This is a genomic window from Nocardia sp. NPDC004415, from assembly GCF_053602435.1.
Genome location: NZ_JBSGDP010000102.1, coordinates 1 through 10756 on the forward strand (window position 1 = coordinate 1; position 10756 = coordinate 10756).

The following is a 10756-nucleotide window of genomic DNA, read 5'->3' on the forward strand; positions in this document are numbered from 1 at the left end:
AGGCACCGTGGCTTGCTCCTTCGTCGCGTACGCCACGGCGCCTGATCGACGGGACGGGCGCGAACCGCCGACTTCGTCGGCGATCCCTCCTCGGGGTCGGGATGTGCGGGGCTGGGGAGGTTCTAGACTCACGGTTACATGGCTTCGGAGCACAGGTACAGCAGCTGGGAGGCTGCGCGGTTCCGGGTCCGGCACGCGATTCAGAGTGCTCGGGCCCAGTACACGGCGGCCCTGCCGACGCCGCCAACGCCGAAGCCACCGGCCGAGCCGCCCGTTCCCGCCGACCTGCTGAATCTGGTGTGCCGCCTGGGGGTGGCGCTGGTCGGGGCGGGTGAGACCTCGGCGCGGGTGCAGGAGATCCTGGACCAGCTCTCGCGCCGCTACGGCACCGACAATCTCCACTTCATGGTGTTGCCGACGGCGGTGTTCGTGCGGGTGCGCACCGACGAGGGTTCCGCGATCGACATGCTCGACGCGCGGGTGGGCACGCTGCCGCTGGACCAGATCGCCGGCCTCTACCGGCTCATCGACAAGATCGAGAAGGACGCTCCGCCGCCCACCGCGGCCTCCCGCGAGCTCGACGAGCTGCTGGCCGCCAAGCCCGGCAGCCCGCCCTGGCTGATCCTGCTCGGGCAGGTGGTGCTGACCGTCGGCCTGGGGATGATGCTCAATCCGGGTGCCCGTGCGCTGGTGGGGTACGTGGTGCTGGGGCTGGTGGTCGGGGTGCTCACCCAGCTCGCCGACAAGGTGCGCCTGCTCTCGATGGCGCTGCCGGTGCTCGCCTCGGCACTGGTCGCGGCGCTGGCCTTCGGGTTTCCCGGCGCGCTCGCGGGCGGGCAACCCGAGCAATTGCTGATCCCGGCCGTGGCGACGCTGCTGCCCGGCGCGATGCTGACCAACGGGACGATCGAGCTGGCGACCGGGTCGATGGTCGCGGGGGCGAGCCGGGTGGTCTACGGCATCAACATGCTGTTCCTGCTCGCCTTCGGCATCTATGTGGGTATCAGCGTGCTCGGGCCGCTGGCGGACTCACCGATCAGCAGTGCCCAATTGGGTTGGTGGGCGCCGCTGCTCGGGGTGCTGCTGATCGGGTTCGGGCATTCGTGGCGGTCGAGCGCGCCGCAGAACTCGATGGGCTGGCTGCTGCTGGTCCTGTATGTCACCTATGCCGCGCAGTTCGTCGGCAAGACGCTGTCGGGGCCGTTGACCGGCGCGTTCCTGGGCGGGCTGATCGCGGTGCCCGCCGCCTACCTGATCCAGGGCCGCACCAACGCGCCGCCACGGCAGGTGGCCTTCCTGCCCGCGTTCTGGATGCTGGTGCCCGGCGGGATCAGCTTGACCGGGGTGTCGGAGCTGGTGCTGCACACCACCGGTGCCACGGCGCCGGGCGGGCTGGAAGTGCTGGTGTCGGCGCTGCTGTCGGTGATGTCGATCGCGCTCGGGGTGATGGTGGGCTCCGGGCTGATGGCCACGCGGGCACCGCATGTGGGCACCATTCTCGATTCGATGCTGCCGCGGGGCAGGCACCTGCCGTGGCATCACGACCGCGACCCAGACAGCTGAGTGGGCGGGGCTCAGGCCGTCGCGGCGGTCTCCTCGACGCCCGTCACGCCGACGAGTTCGTCGAAGCGGGCCACCACTTTCTCGTGGTAGAGCGCGAACAGGTCCTCGAACAGGGCCAGCTGGGCCTCGCTGGGCGCGGACTCGGCATCCCACACCGCCAGCAGCGCGCGCCAGACGAGCACGTGCAGGTCGGCGGCGACGGCGAAGTAGGCGGTGACCGCCTCGGGCACCTCCACGACCATGTCGGCGATCGAATTGAGCACCGCCCGTTGCATGCTCATGCCGAGCGCACCGAGCACCTTGCGGATGAGCGCGATCTCGGTGGCGATGATGGCCGGGTAGTCGGGCACGGCGTGGCGGGCCATGGCCTCGAGCTCGTCGACGGCGGCGGCGAGCTCGCCCGGCTCGAGCACCTTCTCGGCGGCGGTGTAGGCCAGCAGCGCCTCGAGCACGATGCCACGTTCGACGGCGACGATGTCGGTGAACATCTCGGCGGCCACGGCGGGCGCGGTGATGGAGAAGCGGAACAGGTGGCGGTAGGAATCCATGCCGCCCTCTTCGCGCACGTCGCGAATGGTGAAGCCCTTGCCGCGGCGGGCTTCGACGAAGCCGTAGGACTCGAGCCTGCCGAGGGTGAGTTGCGCGGTGGCCCGGTTCATCCCGAACTCGTCGGCGACCTGACGCACCGACGGCATCAGCTCGCCGGGCCGGTACTCGCCGGTGGCGACACGACGCGCCAGTTCATCGGCGACGTCGGCGACCACCGTCCGGGATCCCATCGAGAAAACACCTTTCGATCATGCTCCGGTTACGTCCCAGACAGTTTAGGCGCTGAAACCGCACCTCGCACGTACCAGCGGGTGCTGTGGGAAGGTTCACGTCGGTCGGCCGATCGGCGTGTGGAACCAACCGAACAGCATGTTCAGCGATCCCCCGGCAACCACCGGAATCCCGCGCAACCACCCGGCCGAGCGGGGGCGATGCGACACGACCGGCGCCGGTTCTGGATCAGACAGGGCTCAGATCATGTGCTTGTTGCCCATCCAACGCATGATCGGCCAGCCGAGCGCGACGGGAATCCAGCAGGTGAGCACCCGGTAGAGCAGCACCGCGGGCACGGCGATCTCGGCGGGCACACCGAAGGCCGCGAGACCACCGATCAGCGCCGCCTCCACGGCACCGACACCACCGGGCGTCGGCGCGGCCGAGGCGAGCGTGCCGCCGATCATGGTGACGATGGTGACCGCCACGAAATCGGTGCCGCCACCGAAGGCTTCGACACTGGCCCACAGCGCCAGCGCCTGACCCAGGGTGATCGCACCGCAGCCCGCCACGATGATCGCGAACCGCTTGGGGTCCTTGGCCAGGTCACCCAGCTCGCCGAGCACCTCCATCAGCTGTGGCCGCACCGAGTGGTTCACCCAGCGACGCAGCTTGGGCACGAACATGAACGCGCCGATCAACCCACCGACGAGCCCGCCCACCAGATACAGCACGGTCGCGTCGGGCACGATGTGGGCCAGATTGGTCGAGGTGCCCGCCACCACCGAGAAGATCACCAGCAGCACCAGATGGGTGATCACCTGCATGGACTGTTGCAGCGCGACCGCCGCCGTGGCCCGCAGCGTCGACATGCCCGCCTGCTGCAGGAACCGCACGCTCAGCGCCAGGCCGCCGACCCCGGCCGGGGTGGTGGTGGCGACGAAGGTGTTGGCCAGCTGCTCGAGGATCAGGTCGCGGGTGCGCACCAGGCCGTCGGCACACGCGCCGAGGGCCGCGGCGGCGCCCAGATAGGTCAGGCCGGAGATGACCAGGCCGAACAGCGCCCACCACCAGTTCAGTGTGCGCAGCTGACTGAAGAAGGTGGGCACCTGGCTGAAGAACGGGTAGGCCACATAGACCAGGCCGACCAGCAGCACCAGCTGGATGATCTGGTTGCGGTTGAAGCGGGTGAGCTGCTCGGACTGGATGCGATCGTGGCCGGTCTGCGCGCGCACCTCCTCGCGCGCGGTCGCCACCACCTTGGTCCACTGCGGCACCGCCTTGCGGATTCCGGTGGGCATGGCCGACTTGGTCAGCCGCCGGGCCGCGGTGATCACCGCCGCCTCGCCGAGCACCTCGATCGCCGAGGACACCGCCTCGTGCTTGCCGAACAACGAGGTGGTGGTGACCAGCAACTGGGCGATATCGGACTGGCGTTGCGCGTCGGAGGCGCCGTACTCGGCGAAGGCGAAGCCGCCGAAGAGGGTGTCGCCCTGGCAGACCCGCACGTAGTCGGGCGGCAGATCGCCCATGCTGATCTGGTTCTCGTGCAGGCGCAGCAGCGAACGCCACACCCCTGGCAGCACCTGCGCCGAGAGCTTGCGCAACGGTGTGCCGCGCGGCACGCTGTGCGCGAACAGCATCCAGCCGCGTTCCAGCCCGGCCACCGCGACCTGGTGCGAGTCGGCCATCCCCAGCTCGCCGATGGCGATGCCGAGCAGCGCGCGATGCTCGACGGCACGGTGCATGGACCCGTGCAGCGGCGCGGTCTCGCTGGAGCGGAAGGTGATCCAGCGCCAGAGCTGACGGATCGCGCCGAAGCTGCGCTGGTTCTTGCCGTACATCTCGACGACGATCTCGGACTCGGGCCCGTCGACCTCGGTGGCCAGCAGCAGCGGGCCGCGCCCGGCGGGCCGGTCGACGTGGAACGAGCGCACGGTGTAACCGCGCCGCGCGAGCACCCGCACCGCCGCCTCCAGCGGCACCTCCAGCGCGGGCGTGCCGACCAGCCAGACGATCACCGCGCCCACCAGCCAGCCGACCGCGAGCCCCAGCATGGCCCGCGCGGGCACCACCGAGCTCACCACCAGGTGCATCGGCGCGAACATCAACAGCAGGAACCACATCCAGCGCCGCGGCCGCACCGGCAGCCACGGGCTCGACACCGTGAGCATGGCCGCGAGCATGGCGATCCAGCGTGGGTCGTCGAGGAACTGCGAGAGGAAGGTGTCGAACCGGTCGGGGACGGGCAGATGCCATTTCGGGGTGGAGATGCCGGAGCCGGTGATCGACAGGGCCAGCACCGCGAGCAGTCCGGCGGCGGCGTAGCCTGCCAGCAGCTTCCACTGCCTGCGCAGCATCAGCTCGATGAGGATGGCGAACGGCAGTGCCAGGATGAGCATTCCGTAGACGAGGTACACCATCGTGGCCTGGTCCGGGCTCAGGAAGTTCACGATGTTGGACACCGAACTCTCCAGGGCCAGCCACTCCGGCCGGGTGACCAGCGAGCCCGCGATCACCACGGCGACACCGATCCCGGCCAGCACGACCCGGACGATGTCACTGGTACGCCGGATCAGCGGCTGCAGGAGACTTCCCGTCACCGGAATCTCCCGACCGTCGACTCGCATGAGCCGCACGATACACACCGACACGCCGTCGACCCGCCGTGACATCGCACGTGAGGCGGGTCACAAGCCATCACAAAAGCGTGTCGTGGCGCGTCCTGTAGCCGAAGGGCATATCGCACAACCGAAAGGAATCATCATGCGGGTTCTGCTGGCGGGCGCGACCGGCGCCATCGGCCGTCCACTGATCCGGGCGCTGACCGCGAACGGTCACGCGGTGACCGCCCTCGTGCGCTCCCCCGGCGCGCATCCGCTGGTGCGCGAACTGGGGGCCGAGCCGGTCACCGCCGACGCACTCGACCGCGACGGACTGCTGCGCGCGCTCGACGGCGTGCGCTCCGACGCCGTGCTGCACGAGGCCACCGCGCTGCGGAAGGTGAAGGCCACCCGCCGCATTCCGGCCGACGATCCCACCGGGCTGCTGCGCACGGTCGGCACGGCCAACCTGCTGGCCGCCGCCGAGGTGGTGGGCGCGCGCCGCTTCCTCACCCAGTCGCTGATCCTCGGCTACGGCTACCATGACCACGGCCCGCGACCGCTCACCGAGCGCGACCGGTTCGGGGTGTACGACGGCGGGGTGGCCGACGAGGTGGTGCGCGCCTGCGTCGACGGGGAACAACAGGTTTTCGACGCGGCGGGTGTGGAGGGGATCGCGTTGCGGTACGGGCTGTTCTACGGACCCGGCACATTCAGCGATCTGTTCGCCGGACTGATGCGCAAGCACGCGCCGGTCGGACCGCGGGGCCCGGGCGGGGTGAACAGCTGGGTGCACGTCGACGACGCGGCCACCGCCACGGTCGCCGCCCTGGAACACGGCACCGCGGGCCGCGCCTACAACATCGCCGACGACTCCCCCATCACCTGGGAGCGGTTCTTCACCGAGGTCGCCCGCGCCCACGGCACGCCCCGCCCGATCCGCCTACCCGCCTGGGCCATCCGCCTGGCCATCCCCTACCTGGGCGCGCTCATGGTGGACACGTCGATGCGCGTCTCGAGCGAACTCGCCCACGAGGAACTGGGCTGGCGGCCTCGGTATGCCGATATGTCAGCTGGTCTGGCCGCGAGCTAGCGGAGCGAGCTAGCGGAGCAAAGGCCGGACGGCGGCCAGCCGGAGCAGAGGCCGGACGGCGGTCGGCCGGGCGGAGGCACGGTGCGGCGGGCGGTAGCGCGGGGTCAGGTGGGGAGAGGGGTCGTGCGGGCGTGGACGGCGGCGTGGTCGTGGGCCGGGATGACCTCGATGTCGTCGGGCAGGGCGTGCAGGCGGTGGATGGCGCGGAAGGCCGCGGGGCGGTCGGCGTCGGTGAGTTCGCCCAGCAGCGGGGCGATTTCGCGGATCAGGCGGATCTGCAAGGTGGTGAAGACCGCGTCGCCCGCCAGCAGCACGCGGGAGCCGTCGTCGACGGCGAGCAGCACACCGACGCTGCCGGGGGTGTGGCCCGCCAGGTCGACCAGGAGCACCGAGCCGTCGCCGAACAGGTCGTGGCTGCGCGCGAAGGTGAGCACCGGCGGGCCGTCGAGCTCGTAGAGGTCGAAGACCCGGCCGAGCAGGGGCCCGCGGGCGACGCCGAGTGGGGCGCGCGGACCGCCCATCGCCCAGCGGTATTCGACGCCGGGCACCCGGATGGGTACCCAGCCGGGCAGCTCGTAGAGCCCGGACACGTGGTCCCAGTGCAGGTGGGTGGGGAGCACGAAATCGATGTCGACGCCGGTCAGATCGTGCTCGGCCAGTACTTCGGTGAGCCCGTGCACCGGGTGCGGCGGGGCCACCACCCGCGGCATCGGGAACGGCAGTTCGGGCAGCACCCGCTCGTGCACACCGGTGCACAGGGCCGGGTCGACCAGGAAGGTGGCCCCCGGATGACGGATGAGGAACGCCGACATCGTCAGCGGCGTCGTCCCCAGGCTGCGCACCCCCTCGGCGACGATCGTGGTCGGCGCCGAGAGCCGCGCCTGGTTGAGCGCGGTGAGCGAGACGGTGTTGTAGGCGGGCGGCAGCGGCGCGCACTCGATCGCCGCCAGGAACCGCGCGTCTCTCCCGCGCGGCCACAGCAGCCGCGGGACCGTACTGGTGGCACCGACACAGCAGGCGAGAAGCGTGGATAACATTCTCGTGCGGTCGGCCATAGTTGCCACCGTAGGCGATCACCCCGGGCGCGACCACCGAAGTTTCCCGGCGGAACACCCGGCGACTTTCCGGCTATCGGGCGCGCGGTGACCGATGATGGTCCGATGGCAACCCAACTCGTGCAGGTGCAGTGGAAGTCCACGCCGGAGGAGCACGACTATCCGGCCGCCGCCGACTATCTCGCGTTGCTGGCCGAGGACGCGGTGGTCGCCGCGATCGTGGCCGATCTGCGCAGCGCCCCCATCGTGGTGAAGAAGGCCAAGGACATCCTGCGCGCCTCCCAGCTCGAAGCCCTCACCCCGGACAATCCGCACGTGCGCCGGGATCTGCTGAAGGTCACCGAGGGCAAGAAGCTCTCGCCGGTGCTGCTGGTGCGTGGCGACTGCCGGGCGAATGTGCCGATGCTGATCGCCGACGGCTACCACCGGGTGTGCGCGCTGTACTGGGCCGACGAGAACATCGAGATTCCCGCCAAGCTCGCGGGCATGCCGCGCTAGTCGGTACGGCCCATCAGCCGGTCGGTTTCGCGGCGTTCGCGTTTGGTCGGCCTGCCCGCGCCGCGATCGCGTTGCGGCAGCGTGGCGAGGACTTCCTTGGGCGGTGGCGGCGGGCTGCGGTCGATCAGGCACTGCGCCGCGACCGGCGGGCCGACCCGCTTGTGGATGATGCGCTCGACGACGACGATGCGCTCGATCCCCGCGTGCCGGATCCTGATCTCGTCACCGAGCTTGATCTGCTGCGCGGGCTTGACCGTCACACCGTTGACGCGCACATGCCCGGCCCGGCACGCTTCCGCGGCGGCCGAGCGGGTCTTGAACAAGCGCACCGCCCAGGTCCATGAATCCACACGGGCCTGGGTGGTCGAGCGTTGTTCTGCGGGGGACACCCCTTAGACGATACGGCGAGCCGTAACGACGTCGTCGGCGCTGAGGTGGGTGTAGGACACCGGGGTGCCCGACTGCACGGCGTTGAGCAGCTTGCCGTCGCCGGCGTAGATGCCGACGTGGCCGCCGCCGTTGGTGATCACGATGTCACCGGCCTGCAGGTTGTCGAAGGAGACGGGAGCACCGACGTGCGACTGCTCGAAGCTGGTGCGCGGCAGCTCCACACCGGCCTGCCGGTAGGCCCACTGCACGAGGCCGGAGCAGTCGAAGCTCGACGGGCCCGCGGCACCCCAGTTGTACTGGGCGCCCAGCTTGGTGCGCGCGGCGTCGAGGGCGATGTTGCCCGCGGTCTGCTGCTGCTGCTGGAACGGGTTGTCGAACTCGATGCTGGGCAGCTGCGGAGCGGCCTGGCCCTGCGGCGCGACCATCGACTGCAGCTGGGTCTCCAGCTGCTGGGCCGGCTGCTCGAGCTCCGGCGGCAGATCGAAACTGCCGAGGCCGGGGATGTTGATCGTGGCGGCCTGCGAAATCGCTGGCATCGCACCGGTCGTGGCGGCCACCGCACCCATGACGAGCGCACCCTTGACGGAATTCGGCAGTCGAGAATCCCGCTGCAAGCTGTGTTTACCCACCGAGACGAGTCTCCGATCTTGCTGCTCCACCACCGGCGTCGAAATCGCTGGGCGACGACGATTTTCGGCGGTGACTCAATGGCGCCGCTTCTCTGACGAAGCGACAGACTCCACTAAGTCACGAGAAGATTACGGCCTGTGATGCACAGTGTCCAGCGAAGCGCGCAACTTGTTTTCCCGCACGCGCGAATGCCCAGGAAACCGGGGGCACGACCGGCGTGTCGCCGCGCGTCACGAATCGGTGTCGCCGAGCGTCACCCCATCACGTTCGCGCAGCGCCCGCTCCAACTGCTCGATGCGGCGGCGCGCGTCGGCGAGGTCGGTCTCGAGCCTGCCCAGGGCGATCACCGCCGGGCCGATGGCGAAGGCGGCGATCATCTGCGGGTCCTCGAAACCCTGCTCGATCATGCCGAGCACCACCTGCTTGACGGTCTCGGCCAGGTGCGCGTCCGGCGGCAGCCGCCACTCCTGCGCGACCATCTCGGCGGCGGTCGCGAGCGACGGGTCGGCGTCGGGCAGCGGCTCCTCGGACATCGGTCTCCGTTCCGGTCGGGCGGGTTGTCTCGGCATCGCTAGCAGTATCTAGGACACGGCCCAGAGTTACCGAGATTCCGGTGTGCCGACGCGCTACGGTTGTCCGGCATGGACCCCGTGCGCAATCCGTATGCTCCCGGCGCCGGTCAGCGTCCCCCCGAATTGGCCGGGCGCGACAAGCAACTGGCCGCCTTCGACATCGTCCTGGAACGGGTCGCCCGGGGCAGGCCCGAGCGCAGCGTGATGCTCACCGGCCTGCGTGGTGTGGGAAAGACGGTGCTGCTCAACCAGCTTCGCTCGGCGGCGGTCTCGCGCGGCTGGGGCACCGGCAAGATCGAGGCCAGGCCGGATCAGGATCTGCGCAGGCCGCTGTCCTCGGCGCTGCACATGGCGGTGCGCGCGATCGCGATGTCGCACCGCAATCCCGAACAGGTCGACGACTTCCTCGGCATCCTCAAGGCCTTCGCGCTGCGCGCCACCGCCGAAAAGGGCATGCGCGAACGCTGGCAGCCGGGTATCGACGTGCCCGCGGTGACCGGCCGCGCCGATTCCGGTGACATCGAGATCGACCTGATCGAGCTGTTCAAGGAGGCCGCCGCGCTGGCCGCGGCGATCGGCGTCGGCATCGGCATCTTCATCGACGAGATGCAGGACCTCGGCCCGGCCGACGTGTCGGCCATCTGCGGCGCCTGCCACGAGCTGAGCCAGGACGGCGCGCCGCTGATCGTGGTCGGTGCCGGTCTGCCGCATCTGCCCGCGGTGCTCTCGGCGTCCAAGAGCTACTCCGAGCGGCTGTTCAGCTATCACCGCATCGACCGGCTCGACCGCGAGTCCGCCGACCTCGCGCTGATCGCGCCCGCCGAGCGCGAGGAGGTGAAGTACACCGAGGGCGCCCTGGATTCGCTCTACCAGCGCGCCGACGGCTACCCCTATTTCGTGCAGGCCTACGGCAAGGCCGCCTGGGACCAGGCCCCCGAATCGCCCATCACCGCCGAGGACGTGGCGGTGGCCTCCCCCGCGGCCGAGGAGGAACTGGCCGTCGGCTTCTTCGGTTCGCGTTACGAGCGCGCCACCCCGGCCGAGCGCGAGTACATGCGCGCGATGGCCGACCTGTCCGGTGACGACGGCCCGGTCGCCACGTCGGCGGTGGCCGCCGAACTCGGCCGCAAGCCCGCCTCGGTCTCCCCCGCCCGCGACGGCCTGATCAAGAAGGGGCTGATCTACTCCGCCGAACGCGGCACGATCGGCTTCACCGTCCCGCACTTCGGCCGCTATCTGCGGAGCGTATAGGAGTCTTCGGCTCTCTATCAGAATCCGAAGAATGACGCAGACAACCCTGCGAACTCGGCCTGACAGCAGGATCTAAAACTTTCTAGAAAATACCCTAGAAGACCGAAGATTTCCCTGCATAACGGTGGAGGGGCACCCGGGATCGGTTGTGCATCAGCTGAATAACGCCAGGAATGCCCAGCTAACGCCCTGGCTATCCACCCCGAAACACCAATAGACCGTCCACGCCCTCCCAGCCCGCACATCCCGACCCCGAGGAGGGATCCGCCGCGCAGCGGCGGGTCGCGGCCGGGTCGCCGGTCAGCGCTCGAGACTTGCCTTCGGCATGCGCTTCGAGCG

At 69.7% G+C, this 10756-nt stretch carries 10 protein-coding genes; 4 read left to right on the forward strand and 6 right to left on the reverse strand.

The annotated features are described in order from the left end of the window. Positions 1 to 138: 138 nt before the first annotated feature. Positions 139 to 1563: a threonine/serine ThrE exporter family protein gene (locus ACWEMY_RS28430; protein WP_452392494.1), complete on the forward strand. Its 1425-nt coding sequence runs from the start codon at positions 139 to 141 to the stop codon at positions 1561 to 1563. Between the two features lie 11 nt (positions 1564 to 1574). On the opposite strand, the gene ACWEMY_RS28435 is transcribed toward ACWEMY_RS28430, so the two are convergent. Both ACWEMY_RS28435 and ACWEMY_RS28440 read right to left on the reverse strand, forming a co-directional pair. Next, entirely contained in the window at positions 1575 to 2342 is a 768-nt protein-coding gene (locus ACWEMY_RS28435; protein WP_375931811.1) for a FadR/GntR family transcriptional regulator, read from the reverse strand. 240 nt (positions 2343 to 2582) lie between these two features. After that, positions 2583 to 4955, reverse strand: a complete 2373-nt coding sequence (locus ACWEMY_RS28440; protein WP_452392495.1) for a lysylphosphatidylglycerol synthase transmembrane domain-containing protein — start codon at positions 4953 to 4955, stop codon at positions 2583 to 2585. A 136-nt stretch (positions 4956 to 5091) separates the two neighbouring features. On the opposite strand from ACWEMY_RS28440, the gene ACWEMY_RS28445 reads away from it, so the two are divergent. After that, positions 5092 to 6021 (forward strand): NAD-dependent epimerase/dehydratase family protein, encoded by a 930-nt coding sequence (locus ACWEMY_RS28445; RefSeq protein ID WP_452392496.1) that lies wholly within the window; start codon positions 5092 to 5094, stop codon positions 6019 to 6021. A 104-nt stretch (positions 6022 to 6125) separates the two neighbouring features. Here the strand turns inward: ACWEMY_RS28445 and ACWEMY_RS28450 are convergent, their stop codons facing one another. Next, positions 6126 to 7058, reverse strand: coding sequence for an MBL fold metallo-hydrolase (locus tag ACWEMY_RS28450; RefSeq protein ID WP_452392497.1), 933 nt, complete (start codon positions 7056 to 7058; stop codon positions 6126 to 6128). A 123-nt stretch (positions 7059 to 7181) separates the two neighbouring features. On the opposite strand from ACWEMY_RS28450, the gene ACWEMY_RS28455 reads away from it, so the two are divergent. Continuing rightward, positions 7182 to 7574: a hypothetical protein gene (locus ACWEMY_RS28455; RefSeq protein WP_452392498.1), complete on the forward strand. Its 393-nt coding sequence runs from the start codon at positions 7182 to 7184 to the stop codon at positions 7572 to 7574. Here ACWEMY_RS28455 and ACWEMY_RS28460 read toward each other — a convergent pair. The 3 genes from ACWEMY_RS28460 to ACWEMY_RS28470 form a co-directional block, all read right to left on the reverse strand. Then, positions 7571 to 7963 (reverse strand): RNA-binding S4 domain-containing protein, encoded by a 393-nt coding sequence (locus tag ACWEMY_RS28460; RefSeq protein WP_375931826.1) that lies wholly within the window; start codon positions 7961 to 7963, stop codon positions 7571 to 7573. The two genes, ACWEMY_RS28455 and ACWEMY_RS28460, sit on opposite strands and share 4 nt — an antisense overlap. A 3-nt stretch (positions 7964 to 7966) precedes the next feature. Beyond that, a complete protein-coding gene (locus tag ACWEMY_RS28465) occupies positions 7967 to 8500 on the reverse strand; it encodes a C40 family peptidase (protein ID WP_452392499.1) in 534 nt (177 codons plus the stop codon). 324 nt (positions 8501 to 8824) lie between these two features. Further along, positions 8825 to 9127 carry a hypothetical protein gene (locus ACWEMY_RS28470; RefSeq protein WP_452392500.1) on the reverse strand — a complete coding sequence of 101 codons (303 nt, stop codon included), beginning with the start codon at positions 9125 to 9127 and terminating at the stop codon, positions 8825 to 8827. Between the two features lie 108 nt (positions 9128 to 9235). On the opposite strand from ACWEMY_RS28470, the gene ACWEMY_RS28475 reads away from it, so the two are divergent. Beyond that, positions 9236 to 10417: an AAA family ATPase gene (locus tag ACWEMY_RS28475; RefSeq protein WP_452392501.1), complete on the forward strand. Its 1182-nt coding sequence runs from the start codon at positions 9236 to 9238 to the stop codon at positions 10415 to 10417. Positions 10418 to 10756 lie beyond the last annotated feature (339 nt).

Bases quoted from the DNA above. Each gene is read 5' to 3' on its own strand.
- ACWEMY_RS28430 (WP_452392494.1), top strand. From the start codon at position 139: ATGGCTTCGGAGCACAGGTACAGCAGCTGGGAGGCTGCGCGGTTCCGG.
- ACWEMY_RS28435 (WP_375931811.1), bottom strand. From the start codon at position 2,342: ATGGGATCCCGGACGGTGGTCGCCGACGTCGCCGATGAACTGGCGCGT.
- ACWEMY_RS28440 (WP_452392495.1), bottom strand. From the start codon at position 4,955: ATGCGAGTCGACGGTCGGGAGATTCCGGTGACGGGAAGTCTCCTGCAG.
- ACWEMY_RS28445 (WP_452392496.1), top strand. From the start codon at position 5,092: ATGCGGGTTCTGCTGGCGGGCGCGACCGGCGCCATCGGCCGTCCACTG.
- ACWEMY_RS28450 (WP_452392497.1), bottom strand. From the start codon at position 7,058: ATGTTATCCACGCTTCTCGCCTGCTGTGTCGGTGCCACCAGTACGGTC.
- ACWEMY_RS28455 (WP_452392498.1), top strand. From the start codon at position 7,182: ATGGCAACCCAACTCGTGCAGGTGCAGTGGAAGTCCACGCCGGAGGAG.
- ACWEMY_RS28465 (WP_452392499.1), bottom strand. From the start codon at position 8,500: ATGCCAGCGATTTCGCAGGCCGCCACGATCAACATCCCCGGCCTCGGC.
- ACWEMY_RS28470 (WP_452392500.1), bottom strand. From the start codon at position 9,127: ATGTCCGAGGAGCCGCTGCCCGACGCCGACCCGTCGCTCGCGACCGCC.
- ACWEMY_RS28475 (WP_452392501.1), top strand. From the start codon at position 9,236: ATGGACCCCGTGCGCAATCCGTATGCTCCCGGCGCCGGTCAGCGTCCC.